This is a genomic window from Fuscovulum ytuae, from assembly GCF_029953595.1.
GTDB classification, from domain to species: Bacteria; Pseudomonadota; Alphaproteobacteria; order Rhodobacterales; family Rhodobacteraceae; genus Paragemmobacter; species Paragemmobacter ytuae.
The window spans coordinates 2,800,160-2,823,636 of record NZ_CP124535.1 but is presented as its reverse complement, the minus strand read 5'-3'; the positions used below and the strand labels follow the sequence as shown (position 1 = coordinate 2,823,636).

Below are 23,477 nucleotides of genomic sequence, written 5' to 3'. Positions count from 1 at the left end.
GGTTCAAAGGGTGCGAGCGTCAAACGTCATTTCGCTAACCGTCGGCCTCTGGGGGCTGCGTTTCTCTCTGCTCTTCTCGACCGGGACCATCCTCTTCCGTCGATCCGCAGGAGGGAGGATCGCAGGAAGAGGGAGGGTAACCGCCCAGACATAAATTCAATGACTTAGGGATCAGTGAACATGCTTATCCTGCCCGAACGGACCAACAGACCCCAAAATGGACAAACCAAGCTGGTTTTCACAACCGCACCCCTGCCGCCCTCGCTCAGCCATCGGAAAAACCGAATGCACCCATCAGCGTTTTGATATTGCGAAACGCTGCGCCCTGCCTACGCTTATGCTCCATGACCGGAAAACCGGCATGCGCGCGCCTGCGCGCCATCCAACGGGAGATCAACCAGCATGACCACACGCAGCCTGAAGCTTGCCGCCACCACAGCCCTCGCCCTGATCACCGGCCTTAGCCCCGCCCTTGCCCAAATGACCGAAATCGGCCCCGGCGAAGGCGAACTCTCCATCGTTGCATGGGCGGGCTATATCGAACGCGGCGAAACCGACCCGGCCTTCGACTGGGTCACGAAATTCGAAGAATCCTCTGGCTGCAAAGTCAGCGTGAAGACGGCGAACACCTCGGACGAGATGGTTGCCCTGATGAACGAAGGCGGTTTTGACCTTGTCACCGCCTCGGGCGACGCCTCGCTCCGCCTGATCGCGGGTGGACGTGTGCAGGAAATCAACAAGGACCTGATTCCGTCTTGGTCCACCATCGACCCCCGCCTTCAGGACGCGCCTTGGCACACCGTGGACGGCAAGCATTATGGCGTGCCGTACATGTGGGGGCCGAACGTCCTGATGTACAACACCGAGGTGTTCAAGGAACCGCCGACCAGCTGGAACGTCGTCTTTGAAGAAATGACCCTGTCGGATGGCCAATCGAACAAGGGCCGCGTGCAGGCCTATGACGGACCAATCCACGTTGCCGATGCCGCGCAATACCTGATGTTCCACAAGCCGGAACTTGGCATCACCTCGCCCTATGAACTGAACGAAGATCAATACAAGGCCGCGCTGGATCTGCTACGCGGGCAGCGTGAACTGGTCAGCCGCTACTGGCATGACGCCTTCATCCAGATCGACGATTTCAAGAATGAGGGCGTGGTCGCCTCCGGGTCATGGCCATTCCAAGTGAACCTGCTCAAGGCCGGTGGCGCGCCTGTCGCCTCTGTCATCCCGCAGGAAGGTGCCACTGGCTGGGCCGATACCACCATGCTGCATGCCGACAGCGAACATCCGAACTGCGCCTATATGTGGTTCGAACATCAGCTTGCCTCGAACCTGCAATCCGACCTCTCGGTCTGGTTCGGCGCGAACCCGTCGGTTCCCGCCGCCTGCACCGATGGGCGCGGCATGCAGACGGCAGAAGGCTGCACCGCCAACGGTCTGGACGATTTTGAAAAGATCCGCTTCTGGACCACCCCGGTCGCCGACTGCTCGCAGGGCGAAGATACCTGTGTGCCCTATTACCGCTGGGTGTCTGACTATATCGGCGTGATCGGCGGCCGCTGACCGGCCCCCTTTCCGACCCAAACAGGGTGCGCGTTCCCGCGCGCACCCTCCCGTCCTGTTTTGCCTGTCGAGGCCTGCCCCTTCATGACCGCCGCTGTCGAATTCCTCCGCGTTTCCCGCCATTTCGGCCCCGCCTCCGCCCCGGTAAAGGCGGTGGACGATGTCGATCTGACCATCGCGGAAGGGTCTTTCTTCGCCATGCTCGGCCCTTCGGGATCGGGCAAGACCACCTGCCTGCGTCTGATCTCGGGGTTTGAAAAACCCACAGGCGGCACGATCCGCATCTTCGGGCAAGACGTGGGCGACATCCCCCCGAATCGGCGCAACGTGAACACCGTCTTTCAGGATTACGCGCTGTTCCCCCATATGAATGTGCGCGACAACGTGGGCTATGGCCTGATGGTCAAAGGCGTGGACCGCCGCACCCGCGACAGTCGCGCCGAAGAGATGCTCGCGCTGGTCAAACTTGAAGGCTATGGCGACCGCAAGCCCGCCCAACTGTCCGGCGGTCAGCGTCAGCGCGTCGCCCTTGCCCGCGCGCTGGTGAACGAACCCAAGGTCCTGCTGCTCGACGAACCCCTCGGTGCGCTCGACCTGAAACTGCGCGAGGCGATGCAGGATGAACTCAAGGCCCTGCAAGCCCGCCTTGGCATCACCTTCGTCTTCGTCACCCATGATCAGGGCGAGGCGCTGTCGATGGCCGACAGTCTTGCCGTCTTCAACGAAGGCCGCATCGCCCAGATCGGCACCCCGGCCGAGGTCTATGCCCGCCCCCGCACCCGTTTTGTGGCCGATTTCGTCGGCTCTTCCAACGTCCTGCCGCCCGAAGTGACGCGCGCCTTCGGCGGCCCATTGAAATGGGCCTCCCTCCGCCCCGAAATGCTCCGCGTGACCGCCGCCGATGGCGTGGCGCTGTCTGGCACCGTCACCGGCATCCGCTATCTTGGGTCGGGCTCGCGCCTGTCCATCGCGTTGAACGGCACCGAAGTCGCGGCCCTTCTGCCCGCAGGCCAGCCTGTGCCAGACCCCGGCGCCACCGTCGGCCTCGCCTTCGACCCCACCGCGCTGCATGTGATGGAGGGCGAGGGATGACCTCCCCCACCCCCGCCATCCTGCCCGAACGCGGGCTTGCCGACAGGCTGACCGCGCTTTTCTGGCGTCGCCCACGCCTCTTGCTGGTGGTCCTGCTTACCCCGCCTCTGCTTTGGCTTGGCGCGGTCTACCTCGGCTCTCTCGCGGCGCTCTTGCTGCAATCCTTCTATTCGATCGACGAATTCTCCGGCGTTGTGAAAGAGGAATTCACCCTCAAGACCTATGCCGAACTCTTCCGCGCCCAGAACCTTGATATCATCATCCGCACGCTTGTGATGTCTGCCGCCGTCACCATCGGCTGCGCGGTGATCGCCTTCCCCATCGCCTATTACGCCGCCCGCTTCGCGCGCGGCAAATGGAAGGCCGTCTTCTACCTTGGCGTGATGCTGCCCCTCTGGTCGTCCTACCTCGTCAAGGTCTATGCGTGGAAACTGATCCTTGCCAAGGAAGGCATCATCACCTGGGCCGCCGAAGGCGTGGGCCTGTCGATGATCCTGAACGCCATCCTCGCCATACCCGCCATTGGCGGAAACAGTCTCTCCACCAGCCCATTGGGCACCTTCATCGTCTTCGTCTATGTCTGGCTGCCCTATATGATCCTGCCCATGCAGGCGTCACTGGAACGCGTGCCCAATTCGATGCTTGAGGCATCCGCCGACCTTGGCGCGTCACGGGCGCAAACCTTCCGCAGCGTGATCCTGCCGCTTGCCATGCCGGGGGTGATCGCAGGGTCGATCTTCACCTTCTCGCTGACCATGGGGGACTACATCATCCCGCAGATCGTCGGCACCTCGGCCCGCTTCATCGGGCTGGCGGTCTATCAGTTGCAGGGCACCGCCGGGAACATCCCTCTCGCCGCCGCCTTCGCCGTGGTCCCGATCGTGATCATGCTGATCTACCTGATGATCGCAAAGCGGAAGGGGGCCTTCGATGCACTCTGACCGCGCCTCCCTCGGCCTGAAGATCGCAGCCATCGGCGGGCTACTGTTCCTGCATTTGCCGATCCTGCTGATCTTCCTCTATGCCTTCACAACCGAGGACAAATCCTATCAATTCCCGCCCCCCGGCCTGACCACCCAATGGTTCGGCGTGGCATGGAACCGTGCCGATATCTGGCCGCCCCTTTACCTGTCGCTCTGGGTCGCCACCATCGCGACCTTCCTTGCCATGATCCTCGGTACCCTCGTCTCTGCCGCCATGGCCCGCACGTCCTTTTTCGGACGCGAACAGATCAGCCTTCTCATCATCCTGCCCATCGCGCTGCCCGGCGTCATCACCGGCATGTCGCTGCGGTCGGCCTTCTCGATCATGGACATCCCCTTTTCGACATGGACCATCATCCTCGGCCACGCGACCTTCTGCATCGTGATCGTCTATAACAACGCCGTCGCCCGCTTCCGCCGCCTGTCCGGCGGTATCTTGGAGGCCTCGGCCGACCTCGGTGCCAACAGCTTTCAGACCTTCCGCTATGTCCTGCTGCCGAACCTCGGCACGGCCCTGCTTGCAGGCGGCATGCTCGCCTTCGCGCTGTCCTTTGACGAGGTGATCGTCACCACCTTCACCGCAGGCCAGCAAAGCACCCTGCCCATCTGGATGCTTCAGGAACTGGTCCGCCCCCGGCAACGTCCCGTGACGAACGTCGTCGCCATCGTCGTCTTCCTCGCCACCTTCGTCCCCATCCTCATCGCCTATTACCTCACCCGCGGCGGGTCTGACACCGCCGGTTCGGGCAAATGACCAAAGGGAGGTCCACATGGACAGCGCACTCATGACCATCGACACCCAGCTTCTGATCGGCTCCTCCTTCGAGGCCGGGCAAGAAGCCAAGGAACAGATCCTCAACCCCCGCACCGGCGGCCTGATCCTTGAGGTGCCAGAGGCATCGACCACCCAAGTCGACCGCGCCGTCGCCGCCGCGCGCAAGGCGTTCGACACATGGTCCCGCACCACCCCCGCCGAACGCGCGGCCGCCCTTCTGCGCATCGCAGACCGGGTCGAGGCCGAGGCGGATTCCTTCGCCGCGCTTGAGGCCCTGAATTGCGGCAAACCCATCAACGCCGCGCGCAACGACGAAATCCCTGCCATCGTCGATTGCTACCGCTTCTTCGCCGGTGCCGTGCGCTGCCAACATGGCGCAGTGGCGGGCGAATACCTTGCAGGCCACACCTCCATGATCCGGCGCGACGCCATCGGCGTCATCGCCTCCATCGCGCCGTGGAACTATCCGCTGATGATGATGGCATGGAAACTCGGCCCCGCCATCGGTGGGGGAAATACCGTGGTGTTCAAACCGTCGGAACAAACACCGCTCACCGCGCTCAAGATGGCGCGGATACTGGCCGAAGAACTGCCCGAAGGCGTGGTCAATATCGTGGCCGGCCGCGGCCAGACGGTCGGCAACTACCTGATCAACCACCCGCAAGTGGACATGATCTCACTCACCGGTGATGTGGCCACAGGGAAAAAGATGCTCGACGCCGCCGCCAAGACGGTGAAACGCACCCATCTGGAACTGGGCGGCAAAGCCCCGGTCATCGTCTTTGACGATGCCGACGTGGCCGAGGTCGTCGATGGCCTGCGCGCCTTCGGCTATTACAACGCAGGCCAAGACTGCACCGCAGCCTGCCGCATCTATGCGGGCAAAAAGGTCTATGATCGTTTGGTGGCCGATCTCACCTCTGCCGTCTCCACCATCGCGCTGGGGAATGAAGATGACAGCACCAACGAAATTGGCCCCCTCATTTCCCTGCGCCAGCGCGACCGCGTGGCCAGCTTCGTCAACCGCGCCCGCGAGGTGAACCATATCGAAATCACCACCGGGGGCGAGGTGATGGATCAGGGCTATTACTACCGCCCCACCGTCATCGCAGGCGCAAAGCAGGAGGATGAGATTGTAAGGCGCGAGGTCTTTGGTCCCGTCGTCTCCATCACCCCCTTCTCGGATGTGGACACGGCCGTGGCATGGGCCAATGACAGCGATTACGGCCTTGCCTCTTCGGTATGGACCAAGGATGTGGGCCGCGCCATGGCGACAGCGGCCCGCCTGCGCTATGGCTGCACCTGGATCAACACGCATTTCATGCTGACCAATGAAATGCCCCATGGCGGGTTGAAGCAATCTGGCTATGGCAAGGACATGTCGGCCTATGCGCTGGAAGACTACACCGTCGTCCGTCATGTGATGATCAAGCACGGCTGAACAGCATTGCGCGCGGCCCGCAAGCGGGTCGCGCAAGCCTTTCCTGTCGCCTCCCGCGCGTGCCGCGCGTCCGGCTCCGCGTTCAAGGGGCGTTCCGCCCCCTCTTGTCCCGCCTGCGGCGTGCCAATTCACCCCCTGAGAGTAATTTTGCCAAGATGAAGACCCAACCCCTTCATCTTGGCCCAAATACTCATCTTTCTTGGCTTCCCACCAAAGCCGCCGCCCGCCCGGCCCAGCGCCCTGTCGCCCAGCAGCCGGTCAGCAGATAACCACCCGTCGGGGCCTCCCAATCCAGCATCTCGCCGCAGGCAAAGACCCCCGGCAGCGCCTTAAGTTCCAGCCCTTCGGTCAGTGCAGCCTGCGTGATGCCCCCGGCGCTTGAGATGGCCTCGGCAATCGGTCGCGGGCCCGCCAAGGCCAGGGGCAGCCGCTTTGCCGCCGCCTCGATGGGCATGTCGCGCCCAAATTCCATGACCAGCGCCGCCGCCACCGGCGACAGCCCCAGCTTGCGCAGCCGATTGGCCCGCGTCTCGCCCGGTTTCATCCGCGCCAGTCGCGCCGCAACCTCCGACTCGGCCACATCCGGCAGGAAATCCAGCGCCAGCCTCGCCCCTTCGCGCAACGCAGCCGAGACGGCATAGACCCCGCCCCCTTCGATCCCGCGCGCCGAGACGACGAATTCCCCTCTCTCCCGCCTGCCGCCCACCAGCAGCGCCGCGCCTTTTACCGGCTGGCCGAAATGCCGCGCCATATGCGCGGACCAATCCACCACGAAACCCATGTTCGCAGGCCGGAACGGCGCAACCTCCACCCCCTTTTCCTGCAACCAAGGCACCCATGCCGCATCTGACCCCAGCCTTGGCCAGCTTGCCCCGCCCAGCGCCAGCACCACCACGCGGGGATGCAGCACCTGCACCCCATCGGGCGTGTCGAACCGCCAACCGTCCCCCTGAAACCCCGTCCAGCGCCAGCGCAGCCGCAGCGCCACCCCCGCCGCGCCCAACCGCGCGAGCCAAGCCCGCAGCAGGGGTGACCCTTTCATCGCCACCGGAAACACCCGCCCTGACGTGCCGGTGAACACCTCCTGCCCCAGCGCGCGGCACCAAGCCATCACCTCCTGCGGCCCGAACTCCTGCAAGACCGGCGAAAGCCAGCCCCCGCCATAGGCCGCAAGGAAATCGGCCTCCCCCTCATCCTTCGTGACGTTCAACCCCGATTTCCCGGCCATCAGGAACTTGCGCCCTGCCGAGGGCTTGGCCTCGCAGATCACCACCCGCCGGCCGGCATGGGCCAGTTCCTCTGCCGCCATCAGGCCCGCAGGCCCTGCCCCGATCACCAGCGCATCCATCTTGCCCCCAGCACCTTCCGCGCCATCATCCGCATATGGACCCGATCTGCCCCCTCTGTCTGCGCCCCATCCCAGAGGACGTGCCGCAAAGCCTGCACCACCTGATCCCGAAACTGAAAGGGGGCAAGGGGGGGCCGACGGTGCTTGTCCATCACATCTGCCACAAGGAAATCCACGCCCGATTCACCGAATCCGAACTCGCCCGCCAGTTCAACACGCCCGAGGCGATCCGCGCCGATCCACGGATGGAAGGTTTCCTGACTTGGATCGCCAAGCGGCCGCCCGAATTCCTGTCCCCTGTGCCGAAAAGGCGGCGCTGATACCCGTTAGAACATCGCCTTCATCCGGCGTACATGCACCCCTTCCGCGCCCAGCGCATCGGCGGCAAGACCCAGCGCAGCTTCAACGGCATCCTCTGCCACCAGATCGACCAGACCCCAATCCCGCGCCTCGGTCGCGCCGATGCGGCGGCCCGCAAGGATGATCTGCTTGGCCCTTGCTGGCCCCACCAGCGCCGCCAGACGCCGCGGATCGGAAGGTTGCGGCAGATAGCCCCGCTTCATCACTGGATAAAAGAATTCGGCCCCCGGCACCGCCACACGCAGGTCGCAGGCCAGCACCATGCCAAAGGCACCCCCCGCCAACGTTCCGTTCAGCGCGGCCAATGTCAGCCCCGGAAAGGCCGCGATCCGCGCCGACAGCACCTCCCATTCCGGGGCATGGCCCAAGCCTTGCGCCATGCCTTCAAGGTCTGCCCCGGCGGAAAACACCTTTCCCGCCCCGGTCAGGATCAGCACGGCCACGCCCTCCGCCGCCGCCTGCGCCACCGCAGCGTCCAGCGCCGCCAGCATATCCCTTGTCAGCGCATTCGCCTTTCCGGCCCGGTCCAGCGTGATGACCCGCGCGCCGCCGCGATCTTCGGCCCGGATCATCGCCAGTTGCGAAAATGGCTCTGGGGCTTTTGTGTCACCGGACATTGCGTGCCTCTTCAATCACTGCGGCGCGCAAAGATCGCAGCGAGACTCCCTCCGCACATGCCAACTCCAAATTCTTCATCACAGAATAGGGTACCTCTGCCATCTCACCAGTCTGTGAAACAACACTCCCCTCTTCCACGATGAGCTTTGCAAGATCTCTGGCCGAAACACTTCCGGGATTGCACGCAGCGCAAAGCCCTCGTGGCGGCTGGCTGGCCAAGGCCATGATCGCTTTTGCAGTATCGGTCTTCTCGATCATCGAAAACCTAGGCTCCTGTCCGAAACTCTCGACCGGCCTGGTTCTGGCCAACCGGCAGAAGGTCTGGAACCGATCAGTGTAGTCGTCTCTTGAAAAGATGAAAGGCAAGCGCAGGGTCGTCGAACGCTCATGCAGTGATGAATGGGCAAGCTGCCATTCCATCTGTGCCTTGCGACGTGTGTAGCCATCGGCGATCCGTGCAATTTCAGCTGCGTCCGAACCAGCAGATATGCCGAAAGCTGATACATCGTGCTGATTTAGGAAGAATGTCGAAATGACCACATAGTGCTGAACACAACGAAGCGACCCCTCGCCGTCCATCCGCCCCATGGCTGCGGCATCAGCACCATCATAGCAGATCATGTCGACCAAGACGTCCGGCGCAAAGGCCAATATGGCCTGCCGAAGGGCGTTCTCATCCTTACGGTCAAGCACGACCGAGGTGACGCCTTTCATTTCCACGGCGCGACGACTGACCACACACACCTCGGAAAAGGCTGAATTCTCGGCGCAAAGTTCCAGAAGCGTACGACCCGAATATCGCGTCCCGCCAATAACCATCAGTCGCATATGCATTCCACTTGCCTTGAAGGTAATGCCTGCCTCGCAGGCACCAAAAGCGGTCGAAACCGTCGCATATACCCTCCGCCTTCACAATTCTGCCACCGACATAAGCCATGCCGTCGCGGCGTTGGAAACCCTTGACCCGGCCATCACCGGGGTGGATGCTCCGCGCCAAGAGATTTTTCGCATCGATACGAGGTTGATTATGCGCATCCGCAAGCTGGCAGGCAGCACCGCCTTGGTTATGATCCTTGCCGCGCCGGCTATGGCCGACGTGACCCCCGAACAGGTTTGGGAAAACTGGCTTGCCCTGATCCAAGGCAATGGCCAGACCGTCACCACCGAAAGCGTTGCCCGCGATGGCGATGCGCTTGTTGTCACCGGCCTGACCCTTGGCATCGCACAAGAAGGCGTAACCGGCGAAGGCAGCATCGAAGAGATGGTCTTCACCGATCAGGGCGATGGCACCGTCGCCGTGACCATGTCGGAAAACTATCCGATCTCACTCACCTTCGATCCGCCAGCGGATGAGGCGGATGGCGAACCCACCACTGTCACCATTGATGTGACGCAGCCTGACCTTACGATCATCGCGTCCGGGGATGCGGCGGAAACCACTTATGATTTCACCGCCCCCACCCTGACCGTGGCCCTTGGCAGCATCGAAGGCGTCGCCGCCGAGGCGATCGACACCACGGCCGAGGCGGTGCTGACCAACGTTACCGGCTCATACCTTTTCTCGGCGGGTGAAGGCGAAACCTCCGACCTCACCAGCAGCTTTGCCGCCGACAGCCTGACCCTTACGGTCAACGGCACCGATCTTGATCCCAGCCCCGCTGAGGGCGAAGGCGCTGGCCCTTCCACCGTGAAGCTGACCATGAACGTGGCCAATATCACCGGCACCACCAATGGCACGCTGCTTTCGGCCGAGGCCATGGCCGACATGGCCGCCGCGCTTCAAGCAGGTTTTGCCACCGAAGGCACGGTCAACGCAGGCGCCACCACCTATGACATGGAGGTGACCGATCCCACCGGCCTGACCAAGGTCAACCTGACGGGCGAAAGCAGCAGCCTCGGCTTTGCCATGGATGCTTCGCGCCTGTCCTATTCCGCAGGTACAAAGGGCGTGGCGATGACGATGTCCGCCCCCACCATCCCCTTCCCACAGGTCAACCTGAACTACGGCGAGGCGGCTTTCAGCTTCCTCATGCCGGTCGGGCCGTCTGGCGCGCCTGCCGATTTCGCCTTCCTCACCCGGATCGCCGATCTCAGCATTTCGGAAGAGATTTGGGCCATCATCGACCCGACCCAGCAGCTTCCGCGCGATCCGGCCACGCTGGTGATCGACACCAAGGGAACCGCCACGCTGACCACCAGCCTGATGGACGAGGCGGCGATGGCGACGCTGGGCGACGCTCCTCCCGGCGAATTGAATTCCCTCGACATCACCGAACTGCGCGCCAAGATCGCAGGGGCCGAACTCACCGGCACCGGGGCGCTGACCTTCGACAACACCGATCTGGTCAGCTTTGGCGGCATGCCAGCGCCAACAGGTCAGATCGACCTGAAACTCGTGGGTGGCAACACCCTGATGGACAAGCTGGTTGCCATGGGCCTTCTGCCGCAGGATCAGGCGATGGGTTTCCGCATGATGCTGTCGATGTTCGCCAATGCCACGGGCGAAGACGAACTGACCTCGGTCCTTGAATTCAAGGATGGCGGCTTCTTCGCCAACGGCCAGCAGTTGCAATAACGCCTTGACCACGGCGCAGGCCCCCGCCCCTTGGCGGGGGCCTTTCGCTGTGCCGTCCCCGCTTGCACAGCCGCCCCTGCCGGACTACCTGCAAGGCATTCCCGCCAAAGGACAGGCCATGACCGCATCGCTTCCCGACCTCACCGCCCGCCTTCTTGACGCCGCCCGCAAGGCCGGGGCCGAGGCGGCGGATGCGTTGGCCATCCACGGCACCTCCACCACCATCGACGTTCGCCGTGGGGCGCTGGAACAGGCCGAACGGGCCGAGGGCACGGAAATTGGCCTCCGTGTCCTTTTCGGCGGCAAACAGGCCTGCGTGTCCTCCTCGGACATATCCGACCGCACCATCGCGGCCCTTGCCGAACGCGCCGTCGCCATGGCGCGCGAGGCTCCGAATGACCCCTATGCCGGTCTGGCCGACCCCGACGCCATCGCCCGCGAATGGGACCTCGCCGCGCTCGACCTTGCTGATCCCGCCCCAGAACCCGATGCCGCCACGCTGGAATCCGATTGCCGCGCAGTCGAATCCGCTGCCCTCGCCGCCAAAGGCATCACGCAGGTCGAGGCATCGGCAGGCTATTCCGCCCGCGCCATGCACCTTGCCGCGTCAAATGGCTTTTCCGGCGGCTATTCCCGCACCTCGCGCAGCCTTTCGGCCGTGGCCTTCACCGGCGAAGGCACGGGGATGGAACGCGACTGGGCCGGGGAATCCCGCACATACCAATCCGACCTGCCTGATGCCGCAGGCATCGGCACCCTCGCCGCCGACCGCGCCCTATCCCGCGCGGGCGCAGTGAAACCCGTCACCGGCACCTATCCCGTCCTGTTTGACGAACGCATCGCCTCCTCCCTGATCGGCCACCTCCTTTCTGCCGTGAACGGCGCGGCCATCGCGCGCGGCGCAAGCTGGCTGCGCGACGCGCTGGGGCAGCAAGTCCTCCCCGCAGGCCTGTCCGTGATCGAAGACCCGCACCGCCCCCGCATCGGCGCATCCCGCCCCTTTGATGGCGAAGGCCTGCCGACCCGCCGCCGCGCCATCGTGGAGAACGGCATCCTCACCGGCTGGACGCTCGACCTCGCGACGGGGCGCAAGCTCGGCCTGCCCAGCACGGCCAACGCCGCGCGTGGCACCTCGGCTCCCCCCTCGCCAAGCACCTCGAACATCGACCTGACCCCCGGCACCCGCTCGCGCGACGACCTGATCCGCGACATGGGGACGGGCCTTCTGGTCACCTCGATGATCGGCTCCACCATCAACCCCACCACGGGCGATTATTCCCGCGGCGCGGCTGGCTTCTGGGTGCAGAACGGCGTGATCTCTCATCCCGTCAACGAATGCACCATCGCGGGCAACCTGCGCGACATGCTGCTGCGACTGATCCCCGCCAATGACGCCCGCGCGCATCTTTCCACGCGCGTCCCCTCCTGCCTGATCGACGGTCTGACGCTTGCCGGGGCCTGAGGACGACCTTTCCCTTCTGGTGCAGGCCGCCCGCATCGCGGGCCCCATCGCGCTTCGCTATTGGAAGCGGAATCCCAAGGTCTGGCAAAAGGGCGATGAAAGCCCGGTGACAGAGGCCGACCATGCCGTGAACGAGGCGCTGCATCACCATCTGCGCGCCGCCCGCCCCGATTACGGCTGGTTGTCCGAAGAAACCCCCGACGATCCCGCCCGCCTTGCCGCCCGCGATGTCTTTATCCTTGATCCGATCGACGGCACCCGCGCCTTCATCGAAGGCGAAGACAGCTTCAGCCACGCCCTCGCCGTGGCCAAAGGCGGGGTGGTGACGGCGGGTGTCGTCTACCTCCCCGCGCTTGATCGCCTCTTCGCCGCCACCCTAGACGGCCCCGCGACGTTGAATGGCCAGCCCATCCAAGCCAGCACCCAGACCACCATCGAGGGCGCAACCCTCCTCACCCCCGCCGTGAACCTGAAACCCGAATTCTGGCCCGGCGGCGTGCCGGATGTGAAACGCAGTTTCCGCACGTCTGTCGCCTATCGCCTTGCCCTCGTCGGCCAAGGCCGCTTTGACGGGATGCTCTCCTTCCGCCAAGGCTGGGAATGGGACATCGCCGCAGGCAGCCTGATCGCCGCCCGCGCAGGTGCCACCGTAACCGACAGGCACGGGGAACCCCTGCGCTTTAACCGCCCCACACCCCGCTCGGATGGCCTGATCGCCGCCGCACCCGGCCTGCATGCCGCGCTCCGCGCGCGCCTCGCCTAAGGCTTCAGCAAGTCCTTCAACTCATAGACCAGCCGTAGCGCCTCCATCGGCGTCATCTCGTCCGGCAACGCCTCTTTCAGCCGCGTCTCAACGACAGACTCCTTCGCCACCACACGCGGCGCGGGCGGTGCTGCCGGGGCCACGCTGAACAAGGGCAGATCGTCGATCAAGGCCTTCGGCCTTGCCCCCCCCTGCCGCTCGCCCGATTCCAAAGCTTCCAGAACCACCTTGGCCCGGTCCACCACCGCCGCAGGCAACCCCGCCAACCGCGCCACTTGCACGCCATAGGACCGATCCGCCGCCCCCTTCCGCACCTCATGCAGGAAGATGACCTCGCCCTCCCATTCCTTCACCCGCACCGTGGCGTTCTCCACGCCCTCCAACTTGCCCGCCAAGGCCGTCATCTCATGGTAATGCGTGGCAAAAAGGGCCCGGCAGCGGTTCACCCCGTGCAGATGCTCCATCGTGGCCCAGGCAATCGACAGCCCGTCATAGGTGGCCGTGCCCCGCCCGATCTCATCCAGAATCACCAGCGCCCGGTCATCTGCCTGATTCAGGATGGCCGCCGTCTCCACCATCTCCACCATGAAGGTGGATCGCCCCCGCGCCAGATCATCCGCCGCCCCCACGCGGCTGAACAGTTGGCTGACAACCCCGATATGCGCGCGGCGCGCAGGCACAAAACTCCCTGCCTGCGCCAGCAGCGCAATCAGCGCATTCTGCCGCAAAAACGTGGACTTACCCGCCATGTTCGGCCCGGTCAGCAGCCATATGGCAGGCGTTTCCCCTTCGGTCAAAGCGCAGTCATTGGCAACAAACGGCCCCGCCCCCTGCCGCCGCAGCGCCCGTTCCACCACCGGATGCCGCCCGCCCTCCACCACAAAGGCGCGGCTTTCATCCACCAGCGGCTCGCACCACCCTTCATCCGCCGCAAGGTCCGCCCAAGCTGCCGCCAGATCCACCTCAGCCAAGGCCCGCGCTGCCGCCCCCACCGGGCCGCTTGCCGCCAGAACCGCCGCCCGCAGCGCCTCGAAATGCCGCTTCTCGATCTCAAGCGCATGGTTCCCCGCATTCAGGATGCGCGTCTCCATCTCGGACAATGCAACGGTGGTAAACCGCACCTGCCCCGCCGTCGTCTGCCGGTGGATGAAAGTCTCTGACAAGGGCGGGTTCATCATCTTCTCGGCATGGGTCGATGTCGTCTCGATGAAATAGCCCAGCACATTGTTGTGCTTGATCTTCAGGCTCTGGATGCCGGTCGCTGCAATGAATTCCGCCTGCATCGTGGCGATCACCCCGCGCCCCTCATCCCGCAAGCGCCGCGCCTGATCCAGCTCCTCATCATATCCCGGCGCGATGAACCCCCCATCCCGCGCCAGCAAGGGCGGCTCCGCCACCAGCGCCTGATCCAGCAGATCGACCAGCGCCTCATGCCCCACCAGCGCCCGCGCGGCATCCTCCAGCAGCGAAGGTGCCCCCTCCAGCCGCGCCGCCACCGAAACCGCCTGCGTCAGCCCCGCCCGGATCGCCGCCAGATCCCGCGGCCCCCCCCGATCCAGCGCCAGCCGCGACAGTGCGCGGTCCATATCCGGCACCCGCCGCAGCGCATCACGCAATTCCCCGCGCAAAAGGCTCTGTTCCAGCAGAAACCGCACCGATTCCGACCGCGCATGGATCACCGAAAGGTCCCGCGACGGCGATGAAATCCGCCGCTCCAACAGCCGCGCCCCCGGTGCCGTCACCGTCCGATCCACCGCCGCCAGCAGCGACCCATCCCGACCGCCACTCAAGGCCTGCGTCAGTTCCAGATTGCGCCGGGTCGCCGCGTCGATCTGCATCGCGCCCCCCGCCGCCTCTTTCACCGGGGGCCGCAGCAGGGGCAGTTTCCCCCGCTGCGTCAGGTCCAGATAATCAACCAGCGCCCCCATCGCTGACAGTTCCGCCCGATCAAACCGCCCGAACCCTTCCAGCGTCCCCACATCAAACAGCGCACACAGCCGCTTTTCGGCGGAAACAGAGTCGAAAGACCCCCGCGCCAGCCGCGTCAGCGACGCGCCCGATTCCGTCACTATTCCGGCCCAATCCGCCTCTCGCGCCTCGGAAATCAGCACCTCGCGCGGGGCCAGCCGCGCCAGTTCCGGCCCCAGCCGCGCGGGCGCACAGGGCATCACCCGCAACTCGCCCGTGGAAATATCGGCCCAGGCCAAAGCCGCCTCGTCCCGCACTTCGGCAAAGGCGCACAGGAAGTTGTGCCGCCGCGCCTCCAGTAACGCGTCCTCGGTCAGGGTGCCGGGCGTGACCAACCGCACCACATCGCGCCGCACCACCGCCTTTGACCCGCGCTTCTTCGCCTCGGCCGGGTCTTCCAACTGCTCGGCAATCGCCACGCGAAAGCCCTTGCGGATCAGTGTCAGCAAATAGCCCTCGGCGGCATGCACGGGCACCCCGCACATTGCAATGGGCTCACCCAGATGGAACCCCCGCTTCGTCAGCGCGATATCCAGCGCCTCTGCCGCCGCGACGGCATCCTCGAAGAACATCTCGTAGAAATCGCCCATCCGGTAGAACAGCAAGGCCCCGGGGTTCTGCGCCTTGATCTCCAGATATTGCGCCATCATGGGCGTTACGCTGTCGTCGCTCATCGGTCCCCCTGTTCCGGGGAAACCCTACAAAAGCGCCGGGGCCCGCGAAAGGCCCCGCCCGCTATTTCGCGAATGCCGCCTGATCGCCCCAAATCGCCCGCACCCGCGCATCCCGCCCACAGGCCTCGCGGTAAAACGCATAAGCGTTCCGCTTCTGCTTCGGTCCTGCGCGCGTCAGCACGATGTCGCGGCTCTTGTAGTAATCCTGATGATAGTCCTCGGCCTCATAAAACGGCCCCGCCGCCAGAACAGGCGTCACCACCGCCGCGCCCAATGCTTGCGACGCCTCAGCCACCGCCGCCTCGGCAGCAGCTTTTTCAGCAGGATTAGAGACGAAAATGGCCGTCCGATAACTCTCGCCCCGGTCGCAAAACTGCCCGCCCGCATCCAGCGGATCGACAGATCGCAGGAACAGGCGCAACACCTGATCATAGCTGATCCGGTCGGTATCAAAGGTGATCTCCACCGCCTCGTAATGCCCGCTCGCGCCTGCACTCACCTGCTTATAGGTTGGGTCTTTCACAGTCCCGCCGGTATAGCCCGACACGACCGACACCACCCCCGGCACCTTCTCGAAATCCGCCTCCACGCACCAGAAACAGCCCCCTGCCACAACGGCCTTCCCCGTCGCAGCATGGCTCGCCGCCCCCAGCACGGCGGAAAGAAAGACGGTGACGACAACGGCAGCCACGGTGAACAGGCGATGCATGGGCGATACTCCTTTGTCCCAACCCTCACCCGACCGCCCAAATCCCGCAACTCACCCTGCCGTGACCTCACGCATAGGTGACGGCCCCCCTTCCCCTTGCCACGCCCCCCCACTACCCTCGCGCCAACACAAGAGGGCCCCATGACCGACCACGTCTCCACCCACGCCGCAGAAGAAGATATCCGTAACGAAAGCATCCTCATCTACGTGAATGGCCGCATTCTTCCGAAAAAGGATGCCCTCGTCTCGGTTTACGACTCGGGCTTCATGCTGGGCGATGGCGTCTGGGAAGGCATCCGCCTTTACGACGGCAAATGGGCCTTCATCCACGAACATATGGATCGGCTTTATGAGGCGGCAAAGGCCATCGACCTCGACATCGGTATGACCCCGGATCAGATGATTTCCGCCGTGTTAGAGACGCAAAAGGCCAATGGAATGGTCACCGACGCCCATTGCCGCCTGATGGTCACGCGCGGGATAAAGACCCGCCCCTTCCAGAACCCGCGCCTGTCGCAACAGGGGCCGACCGTCGCCATCATCATGGAACACTCGCGCCCCAAGATCCCGCGCCCCATCACGCTTGCCACCGTCCCGCATCTGCGCGGCCTGCCCATGACGCAGGACCCCAAGCTGAACAGCCATTCCAAACTGAACTGCATCCTCGCCTGCATCGCCGCCCAAAAGGCCGGCGCGGATGAGGCGCTGATGCTCGATGTCCATGGCTTCGTGAACACCACCAACGCCTGCAATTTCTTCATCGTCCGCAAGGGGCAGGTCTGGACCAGCACGGGCGACTACTGCATGAACGGCATCACGCGGCAAAAGGTCATCGACCTCTGCCGCGACAATGGCATTCCGGTCTTTGAACGCAACTTCAGCCTCGTCGATACCTACGGCGCGGATGAGGCCTTCCTGACAGGCACCTTCGGCGCGCAGACGCCTGTCTGCATGATCGACGGTCGTCAGATCGGGACGGGTCAGATGGGCCCCATGACAGAACGGCTGCGCGGGCTTTACAAGGCGTTGATCGCGCGTTCGTAGCGTATGCACAGTTTGCGGTACAAAATACGGCACAGGAAGCGGACGGGGAAAACCGATGAAGATTGCGATGTGGTCCGGCCCCCGGAACCTGTCGACGGCAATGATGTATTCCTTCGCCGCACGGGGTGATTGCGCGGTCGAGGATGAACCCTTCTACGGGGCCTATCTGGCCGCGACAGGCATCGACCATCCGATGCGGTGGGAGGTTATCGGTTCGCAACCCTCAGATCCGATGGATGTCGCGGCGGACATTCTCGGCCCAATTCCTGATGGAAAATCAATCCACTACCAAAAACACATGACCCTCCACATGATCCCGCAATTCGACCGCGGCTTCATGCGCGCCCTCACCAATGTCTTCCTCATCCGCCACCCCGCCCGCGTCGTCGCCAGCTATAGCCAGAAACGCGAAGCCCCAACCCTCGCCGATATTGGATTCGTTCAACAGGCCGAACTCTTTGACGAGGTGGCGCAATGGATGGGTCGCGCTCCCCTTGTGATCGACAGCGCAGATATCCGCGCCAACCCACGGGAATCGCTGGCAAAACTCTGCATGGCCCTGGACATCCCTTTCACCGAAAACATGCTGCACTGGCCCGCCGGACCTAAATCCTATGACGGGGTCTGGGCGCCGCATTGGTATAACGCCGTCCACGCCTCCACCGGTTTCGGCGAGGCGGAGGGCCCCCTTCCCACCCTTCCCGCCGATTATGCCCCCCTCGTGGAACAGGCCCTCCCGCATTATCAAAGGCTTGCACGGTTCAAGCTTTGACGATCTTCCATCATCGCCCCGCTTGCCCAAGGCCGCACGCCGTCGCAAACTCCTCTTAACCAGCATCGGGGAGGATGCCATGCTTAACCACTCCACCATCGCCGCCCGTGCGGCGCGCGTCTATCTAAAGGCCGAGGATTGCCGTATAGAAGACCTTGCAACCCTTTGTTCTCAAACTGTTTCCCTCGCGGATTACCCCTTTGCGGCGGATGTGCAGAAGAACATCCTGATCTATGACTGCCCCACCCTCCTTCCCACCCTGTCGAATGAAGAAGACCGCCGCGCCCTGATGGCCGAATGGGCCGAGGCGCTGCTGACAGGTCCCGGTGTGGTGGTTCTCAAGGGGGCCGAACCCGACCTTGCGATGCTGGATGAGGCAAGCGCCCTTTTCTGGAACCTGATCGCGGAACAAAACCGCGCAGGCACTGGCGGCGGCGATCATTTCGCCAAGCCCGGCGCGAATGACCGTATTTGGAATTCCTTGGAAAAACATTGCCTTGCGGACCCTGCCAACTTCGCCCGTTACTACGCCAACCCCTTCCTTGCGGCGATATCCGAGGCATGGCTTGGCCCCCATTACCAGATCACCGCGCAGCTCAACGTGGTGAACCCCGGCGGCGCGGCGCAGTCGCCGCATCGCGACTACCACCTTGGCTTCCAGTCAGCGGCGCAGATCGAACGCTACCCCCGCCATGTGCAACTCCTCTCGCCGGTCCTTACGCTCCAGGGTGCCATCGCCCATGTCGATGCCACGGTGGAAACCGGACCCACCCAACTCCTCCCCTTCTCGCAAACCTATGATGCGGGATATCTTGCGATGAACCGCCCCGATTTTCGTGCCTATTTCGTTGAAAATCATGTGCAATTGCCGCTTGCCAAGGGCGACATGCTGTTCTTCTCGCCCGCCCTTCTGCATGCAGCAGGCACCAACCGCAGCGCCGATGTGCGCCGAATGGTTAATCTTTTCCAAATCTCCTCCGCCTATGGCCGGGCGATGGAAACGGTGGATCGGGCGCGGATGACAAAGGCGCTGTATCCCGTTCTGCGCAAAGCGAAAAACGACGGCACCCTCTCTGCTGCCCAGATCGCCCATGCCATCGCAGCATCCGCCGAAGGCTACAGCTTCCCCACCAACCTAGACCGCGACCCGCCCTTGGGCGGCATGGCCCCCAAGACGCAGGCCGCACTGGTGGCCGAGGCGTTGGCGCAGGATTGGGAACCCAACCAGCTTGGCACCGCACTGGACGAACAGGCAGCCAAGAAACAGACCTGAAACGAAAAGGGCGGGCCAAAGCCCGCCCGATTTCAATGCCTTAGGCAAAGGATCACTTCACCCGCGCATTCCGCGTGGCAATCAGTTTCAACCGCAGCGCATTCAGCCGGATGAACCCTTCGGCATCCTTCTGATCATAGGCCCCGGCATCCTCTTCAAAGGTCACGTGCTTTTCGGAATAGAGCGAATGGTCCGACCACCGCGCCACCGTCCGCGCAGAACCCTTATACAGCTTCACCCGCACGGTCCCCGTCACATGTTCCTGCGTCTTGTCGATCAGGGCCTGCAACGCCTCCCGCTCAGGGCTGAACCAGAAGCCGTTATAGATCAGTTCCGCATAGCGCGGCATGATCGAATCCTTCAGGTGGCCCGCACCCGAATCCAGCGTGATCTGCTCGATCCCCCGATGCGCCTCAAGCAGGATCGTCCCGCCGGGGGTTTCATAAAGCCCCCGCGACTTCATCCCCACAAAGCGGTTTTCCACCAGATCCAGCAGCCCCACGCCATGCCGCCCGCCCATTTCATTCAAACGGGTCAGGATGGTGGCAGGCGACAGACGCTCGCCATTGATCGCGACGGCATCGCCACGTTCGAAGGAAATCTCAACGAATTCAGGGGTATCCGGCGCCTTCTCAACAGGCACCACGCGCTGATACACAAACTCGGGCGCCTCTTCGGCGGGGTTTTCCAGAACCTTACCCTCGGACGAGGTATGCAGAAGGTTCGCATCCACCGAAAACGGCGCCTCGCCCCGCTTGTCCTTGGCGATCGGGATCTGGTTCGCCTCGGCAAACTCCAGCAACTTGGTGCGCGAGGTCAGATCCCACAGCCGCCAAGGCGCAATCACCTTGATCGCCGGGTCCAGCGCCGCCACACCCAGTTCGAACCGCACCTGATCATTGCCCTTGCCCGTCGCGCCATGCGCCACAGCATCGGCCCCGGTGTCCTGCGCGATCCGCACCAGTTCCTTGGAAATCAAGGGCCGTGCAATGGACGTGCCCAGCAGATACAGGCCCTCATAGAGCGCATTCGCCCGGAACATCGGGAAGACGAAATCCCGCACGAATTCCTCGCGCAGATCGACGATATGGATGTTCTCCGGCTTGATCCCCAGCAAAATGGCCTTCTGCCGCGCCGGTTCCAGCTCTTCGCCCTGCCCCAGATCGGCGGTGAAGGTCACCACCTCACAGCCATATTCCGTCTGCAGCCATTTCAGGATGATCGAGGTATCCAGCCCGCCCGAATAGGCGAGGACGACTTTCTTCGGCTTCAACATCGGCGCAGCGCCCTTTTCATGGGGTTTTTCCGGGGCGCGGTGTATCGGGTAATCCCCTTGCGGGCAAGGGCGGCGGGGATGCGAAAAGGGCGGCCGCTACGGCCGCCCCCCATCATCGACCTGCACCTGCGCCTCAGGAACCCGACGCCGCGGCAATCACCTCTAGATCGGCATCCGAGAAACGCGCCCGCAATTGTTCCAGCAAAGCCTCTTCCTCAGGGCTAAGCCCATCTGCATCCCCGGGATTTTTGTTCCACAGGGCCAGAACCGCCTCTTCCGCATCGCTAACCGCATTCACAAGGTCAATCTCATCAGGTGACGGTTCCTCAACCACGGGCGTCCGCGCGATCAGGTCATCCAGCACCGGGTCCGGCTCGAACAGCACGGGCTCCGGGGCCGGGCCGGGGTTCAGGGCTGCCACCTCATCCTCGGTCAAGGCAGGGTTCAGAAGGGCCGCCTGATAGATCTCATCCCGCGCCGACCAATCGGCGAATGCCTGTTGATAGGCAGCATAGGCCGCCTGATCCTCCGCATAACTGCCCAGCACTTCCTGATAATTCGGCCCAAGCGCGGCTTCCAACTCGGTGCGATAGCCCTGCCAGATGTCGGCCCGGTCCAGCACATCGGCGCTATCGAGATCACCAGCCCTTGCATCGGCGGCCACCAGCCCCGCCACAGCGCCCACCGGACCGTTGAAATTGCCATTGCGGATATGCGCCAGAACCGCATTCACATTGGCATTCATCGCGCCGTTCATATTGCCCAGATCGCGGGCGGCAAAGACCACCTCACCCTCTTCAACAGGCGCGGTCGCGGCCTTCGGCTTGGCATTCGCAGGGGCGCCACGCGCAACCGATTTCTCGGCAGCGTTACCTCCGCCATTGCCGCCAGCCCGCTCTTTCGACTTGCCGCCGGATTTCTCACCACCCTTGCCGCCGCCACCGCCGTTTCCACCGCCGCCACCATTGCCGCCCCCGCCGCCCTTGCCGTTATTGGCATAGGCCGGGCCGGACCCAAGGTCGAAGGATGGCAAGGAAACCGGGCCCAACATAAGCGCCGTGATACCAAGAACTGTCACGATCTTCTTGGGATGGAACATGGTCCGCTCCTCGCTTAAGACTGCAGTGGACAGCCTGTGTGCCGATCAGCGGCAGAAACAAGGCAAGAATACGGCACGTTGCGGGCGGCGCAATCGGACTGATATTTTTCTGGGGGAGTTCCGCCGAATGACCGATTTCGTTGCAAAGGCCCGCGCCGCCACCGCCGCTCTTCGGGAGCTCTTTCCCGAGACGCCCCTGCAACGCAACGAACACCTGTCACAGCGCTATGACGCCGACATCTGGCTGAAACGCGAAGACCTGACCCCGGTCCGCAGCTACAAGCTGCGCGGGGCCTTCACCGCCATGCGCCACGTGCTGGACGAAACCCCCGATCGCCGCCATTTCGTCTGCGCCAGCGCTGGGAACCACGCGCAAGGCCTTGCCTTCGCTTGCCGCCATTTCGGCGTCGACGGCACGATCTTCATGCCCGTCACCACCCCACAGCAAAAGATCGACAAGACCCGCGCCTTTGGCGGCGACAATGTCCGCATCGTTCTGACGGGCGACTATTTCGACCAAACGCTTGCCGCCGCGCAGGACTTCTGCGCCGAACGGCAGGCACATTTCCTGTCGCCCTTCGATGATCCCGATGTGATCTTGGGCCAATCCTCTGTCGGCGTCGAAATCCTCGACCAACTGGGTCAGGCGCCCGACCTCGTGATCCTGCCCGTGGGCGGCGGCGGCCTGTCATCCGGTGTCACCGCCTATTTGCGGCAGGCTGCGCCCACGACCGCTTACCGCTTTGTCGAACCCCTGGGGGGCGCCAGCCTGATGGCCGCCCTGCGCGCGGGAGAGCCTGCGAAACTCCCCCGCGTCAACAGTTTCGTCGACGGTGCCGCCGTGGCTCGGCTGGGCGATATCACCTTCCGCCACCTGAATTGGATCGACGCGACCAACGTCCTCCTCGCCCCCGAAGACCGCATCTGCGTCACCATGCTGGAAATGCTGAACGTCGAAGGCATCGTGCTGGAACCCGCAGGGGCGCTTTCGGTCGATGTGCTGCCCGAACTGGCCGATGAAATCCGGGGCAAGACGGTGGTTTGTGTAACCTCCGGCGGGAATTTCGACTTCGAGCGCCTGCCCGAGGTGAAGGAACGCGCTCAGCGCTATTCGGGCGTGAAGAAGTATTTCATCCTGCGCATGCCCCAACGCCCCGGCGCGCTGCGCGAATTTCTTGGCATGCTTGGCCCGGATGACGACATCGCGCGCTTTGAATACCTCAAGAAATCGGCACGCAACTTCGGCTCTGTCCTGATCGGCATCGAAACCCGGCGACCCGAAAATTTCCGCGAGCTGTTCGCCAAGCTGGACGCTGCCGCCTTCACCTATCGCGACATCACGAATGACGAGATTCTGGCCGAATTCCTGATCTAGAATCGCAACGCCAACAACGACGCACGCGACCGTTCAAACAGATCGGCCAAGGCCACCGGATCCAGCGCCGCCCCCTGTTCCGCCGTCAGGCAGAAGGTGGCCAGATCATCCAGCCCCATGGTCAGCGCCGATCCTTTCAGGAAATGCATATCCGCCGAAATAGCGGCAGGATCATCCGCCTCTTGCAGCCGCGCCACGACCTGTGCGCTTTCGCTTAGAAACATCTCCAACACTTCGGGGAAACCGTCCTCCCCAATCTCTTGACGCAGCGCCTCAACCCGCGCGGGATTCACCAGCATCGCAC

General features: G+C 63.5%; 21 protein-coding genes. 13 read left to right on the top strand and 8 right to left on the bottom strand.

The genetic code is table 11. The features are described 5' to 3' along the window. Positions 1-402 precede the first annotated feature (402 nt). The 5 genes from QF092_RS13585 (at position 403) to QF092_RS13565 (ending at position 5,857) form a co-directional block, all read left to right on the top strand. Entirely contained in the window at positions 403-1,566 is a 1,164-nt protein-coding gene (locus tag QF092_RS13585; RefSeq protein ID WP_281464529.1) for an ABC transporter substrate-binding protein, read from the top strand. Between the two features lie 84 nt (positions 1,567-1,650). Beyond that, positions 1,651-2,658: an ABC transporter ATP-binding protein gene (locus QF092_RS13580; RefSeq protein ID WP_281464527.1), complete on the top strand. Its 1,008-nt coding sequence runs from the start codon at positions 1,651-1,653 to the stop codon at positions 2,656-2,658. Further along, the gene (locus tag QF092_RS13575; protein ID WP_281464525.1) at positions 2,655-3,599 is read left to right on the top strand and encodes an ABC transporter permease; all 945 of its coding nucleotides are present in this window, start codon (positions 2,655-2,657) and stop codon (positions 3,597-3,599) included. The genes QF092_RS13580 and QF092_RS13575 overlap by 4 nt, the downstream gene beginning before the upstream one ends. Beyond that, positions 3,589-4,395, top strand: a complete 807-nt coding sequence (locus tag QF092_RS13570; protein WP_281464523.1) for an ABC transporter permease — start codon at positions 3,589-3,591, stop codon at positions 4,393-4,395. Before QF092_RS13575 ends, QF092_RS13570 begins: the two co-directional genes overlap by 11 nt. 16 nt (positions 4,396-4,411) lie before the next feature. Then, on the top strand, positions 4,412-5,857 hold the full coding sequence (locus QF092_RS13565; protein ID WP_281464521.1) for a gamma-aminobutyraldehyde dehydrogenase: 1,446 nt from the start codon (positions 4,412-4,414) through the stop codon (positions 5,855-5,857). Between the two features lie 190 nt (positions 5,858-6,047). On the opposite strand, the gene QF092_RS13560 is transcribed toward QF092_RS13565, so the two are convergent. Then, complete coding sequence (locus QF092_RS13560) at positions 6,048-7,205, bottom strand: TIGR03862 family flavoprotein (RefSeq protein WP_281464519.1); 1,158 nt, start codon at positions 7,203-7,205, stop codon at positions 6,048-6,050. A gap of 35 nt (positions 7,206-7,240) precedes the next feature. Between QF092_RS13560 and QF092_RS13555 the strand changes: the two genes are divergently transcribed. Beyond that, complete coding sequence (locus QF092_RS13555; protein WP_281464518.1) at positions 7,241-7,525, top strand: HNH endonuclease family protein; 285 nt, start codon at positions 7,241-7,243, stop codon at positions 7,523-7,525. Between the two features lie 6 nt (positions 7,526-7,531). Here the strand turns inward: QF092_RS13555 and QF092_RS13550 are convergent, their stop codons facing one another. Both QF092_RS13550 and QF092_RS13545 read right to left on the bottom strand, forming a co-directional pair. Beyond that, positions 7,532-8,137 (bottom strand): enoyl-CoA hydratase/isomerase family protein, encoded by a 606-nt coding sequence (locus QF092_RS13550; protein WP_281469989.1) that lies wholly within the window; start codon positions 8,135-8,137, stop codon positions 7,532-7,534. 34 nt (positions 8,138-8,171) lie between these two features. Further along, positions 8,172-9,017, bottom strand: a complete 846-nt coding sequence (locus QF092_RS13545; protein WP_281464516.1) for a Rossmann-fold NAD(P)-binding domain-containing protein — start codon at positions 9,015-9,017, stop codon at positions 8,172-8,174. 19 nt (positions 9,018-9,036) lie between these two features. Between QF092_RS13545 and QF092_RS13540 the strand changes: the two genes are divergently transcribed. From QF092_RS13540 to QF092_RS13530, 3 genes are all read left to right on the top strand, one after another. After that, entirely contained in the window at positions 9,037-10,758 is a 1,722-nt protein-coding gene (locus QF092_RS13540; protein ID WP_281464514.1) for a DUF2125 domain-containing protein, read from the top strand. 118 nt (positions 10,759-10,876) lie between these two features. Then, positions 10,877-12,220, top strand: coding sequence for a TldD/PmbA family protein (locus tag QF092_RS13535; RefSeq protein ID WP_281464512.1), 1,344 nt, complete (start codon positions 10,877-10,879; stop codon positions 12,218-12,220). Then, on the top strand, positions 12,207-12,983 hold the full coding sequence (locus QF092_RS13530) for a 3'(2'),5'-bisphosphate nucleotidase CysQ (RefSeq protein WP_281464510.1): 777 nt from the start codon (positions 12,207-12,209) through the stop codon (positions 12,981-12,983). The genes QF092_RS13535 and QF092_RS13530 overlap by 14 nt, the downstream gene beginning before the upstream one ends. On the opposite strand, the gene mutS is transcribed toward QF092_RS13530, so the two are convergent. Next, on the bottom strand, positions 12,980-15,625 hold the full coding sequence (mutS, locus tag QF092_RS13525) for a DNA mismatch repair protein MutS (RefSeq protein WP_281464508.1): 2,646 nt from the start codon (positions 15,623-15,625) through the stop codon (positions 12,980-12,982). The two genes, QF092_RS13530 and mutS, sit on opposite strands and share 4 nt — an antisense overlap. A 61-nt stretch (positions 15,626-15,686) precedes the next feature. Continuing rightward, entirely contained in the window at positions 15,687-16,334 is a 648-nt protein-coding gene (msrA, locus tag QF092_RS13520; RefSeq protein ID WP_281464506.1) for a peptide-methionine (S)-S-oxide reductase MsrA, read from the bottom strand. Positions 16,335-16,475: 141 nt separating this feature from the next. Between msrA and QF092_RS13515 the strand changes: the two genes are divergently transcribed. The 3 genes from QF092_RS13515 to QF092_RS13505 all read left to right on the top strand — a co-directional run bounded on the left by QF092_RS13515 (position 16,476) and on the right by QF092_RS13505 (position 19,423). Continuing rightward, entirely contained in the window at positions 16,476-17,378 is a 903-nt protein-coding gene (locus tag QF092_RS13515; protein WP_281464504.1) for a D-amino acid aminotransferase, read from the top strand. A 55-nt stretch (positions 17,379-17,433) separates the two neighbouring features. Then, positions 17,434-18,150 (top strand): sulfotransferase-like domain-containing protein, encoded by a 717-nt coding sequence (locus tag QF092_RS13510; RefSeq protein WP_281464502.1) that lies wholly within the window; start codon positions 17,434-17,436, stop codon positions 18,148-18,150. A 79-nt stretch (positions 18,151-18,229) separates the two neighbouring features. Continuing rightward, on the top strand, positions 18,230-19,423 hold the full coding sequence (locus tag QF092_RS13505; RefSeq protein WP_281464500.1) for a phytanoyl-CoA dioxygenase family protein: 1,194 nt from the start codon (positions 18,230-18,232) through the stop codon (positions 19,421-19,423). Positions 19,424-19,475: 52 nt separating this feature from the next. Here QF092_RS13505 and QF092_RS13500 read toward each other — a convergent pair whose 3' ends face one another. Both QF092_RS13500 and QF092_RS13495 read right to left on the bottom strand, forming a co-directional pair. Next, positions 19,476-20,699, bottom strand: a complete 1,224-nt coding sequence (locus QF092_RS13500) for an argininosuccinate synthase (RefSeq protein ID WP_281464498.1) — start codon at positions 20,697-20,699, stop codon at positions 19,476-19,478. Positions 20,700-20,832: 133 nt separating this feature from the next. Further along, positions 20,833-21,798 carry a hypothetical protein gene (locus QF092_RS13495; protein ID WP_281464496.1) on the bottom strand — a complete coding sequence of 322 codons (966 nt, stop codon included), beginning with the start codon at positions 21,796-21,798 and terminating at the stop codon, positions 20,833-20,835. A gap of 127 nt (positions 21,799-21,925) precedes the next feature. On the opposite strand from QF092_RS13495, the gene ilvA reads away from it, so the two are divergent. Next, the gene (ilvA, locus tag QF092_RS13490) at positions 21,926-23,173 is read left to right on the top strand and encodes a threonine ammonia-lyase IlvA (RefSeq protein ID WP_281464494.1); all 1,248 of its coding nucleotides are present in this window, start codon (positions 21,926-21,928) and stop codon (positions 23,171-23,173) included. On the opposite strand, the gene QF092_RS13485 is transcribed toward ilvA, so the two are convergent. After that, positions 23,170-23,472, bottom strand: coding sequence for an Hpt domain-containing protein (locus QF092_RS13485; RefSeq protein WP_281464493.1), 303 nt, complete (start codon positions 23,470-23,472; stop codon positions 23,170-23,172). The genes ilvA and QF092_RS13485 overlap by 4 nt on opposite strands. Between the last annotated feature and the right edge of the window lie 5 nt (positions 23,473-23,477).

Coding starts and splice junctions, on each gene's coding strand:
- QF092_RS13585 (WP_281464529.1), top strand. CDS start 403: ATGACCACACGCAGCCTGAAGCTTGCCGCCACCACAGCCCTCGCCCTG.
- QF092_RS13580 (WP_281464527.1), top strand. CDS start 1,651: ATGACCGCCGCTGTCGAATTCCTCCGCGTTTCCCGCCATTTCGGCCCC.
- QF092_RS13575 (WP_281464525.1), top strand. CDS start 2,655: ATGACCTCCCCCACCCCCGCCATCCTGCCCGAACGCGGGCTTGCCGAC.
- QF092_RS13570 (WP_281464523.1), top strand. CDS start 3,589: ATGCACTCTGACCGCGCCTCCCTCGGCCTGAAGATCGCAGCCATCGGC.
- QF092_RS13565 (WP_281464521.1), top strand. CDS start 4,412: ATGGACAGCGCACTCATGACCATCGACACCCAGCTTCTGATCGGCTCC.
- QF092_RS13560 (WP_281464519.1), bottom strand. CDS start 7,205: ATGGATGCGCTGGTGATCGGGGCAGGGCCTGCGGGCCTGATGGCGGCA.
- QF092_RS13555 (WP_281464518.1), top strand. CDS start 7,241: ATGGACCCGATCTGCCCCCTCTGTCTGCGCCCCATCCCAGAGGACGTG.
- QF092_RS13550 (WP_281469989.1), bottom strand. CDS start 8,137: ATGATCCGGGCCGAAGATCGCGGCGGCGCGCGGGTCATCACGCTGGAC.
- QF092_RS13545 (WP_281464516.1), bottom strand. CDS start 9,017: ATGCATATGCGACTGATGGTTATTGGCGGGACGCGATATTCGGGTCGT.
- QF092_RS13540 (WP_281464514.1), top strand. CDS start 9,037: ATGCCTGCCTCGCAGGCACCAAAAGCGGTCGAAACCGTCGCATATACC.
- QF092_RS13535 (WP_281464512.1), top strand. CDS start 10,877: ATGACCGCATCGCTTCCCGACCTCACCGCCCGCCTTCTTGACGCCGCC.
- mutS (WP_281464508.1), bottom strand. CDS start 15,625: ATGAGCGACGACAGCGTAACGCCCATGATGGCGCAATATCTGGAGATC.
- msrA (WP_281464506.1), bottom strand. CDS start 16,334: ATGCATCGCCTGTTCACCGTGGCTGCCGTTGTCGTCACCGTCTTTCTT.
- QF092_RS13515 (WP_281464504.1), top strand. CDS start 16,476: ATGACCGACCACGTCTCCACCCACGCCGCAGAAGAAGATATCCGTAAC.
- QF092_RS13510 (WP_281464502.1), top strand. CDS start 17,434: ATGAAGATTGCGATGTGGTCCGGCCCCCGGAACCTGTCGACGGCAATG.
- QF092_RS13505 (WP_281464500.1), top strand. CDS start 18,230: ATGCTTAACCACTCCACCATCGCCGCCCGTGCGGCGCGCGTCTATCTA.
- QF092_RS13500 (WP_281464498.1), bottom strand. CDS start 20,699: ATGTTGAAGCCGAAGAAAGTCGTCCTCGCCTATTCGGGCGGGCTGGAT.
- QF092_RS13495 (WP_281464496.1), bottom strand. CDS start 21,798: ATGTTCCATCCCAAGAAGATCGTGACAGTTCTTGGTATCACGGCGCTT.
- ilvA (WP_281464494.1), top strand. CDS start 21,926: ATGACCGATTTCGTTGCAAAGGCCCGCGCCGCCACCGCCGCTCTTCGG.
- QF092_RS13485 (WP_281464493.1), bottom strand. CDS start 23,472: ATGCTGGTGAATCCCGCGCGGGTTGAGGCGCTGCGTCAAGAGATTGGG.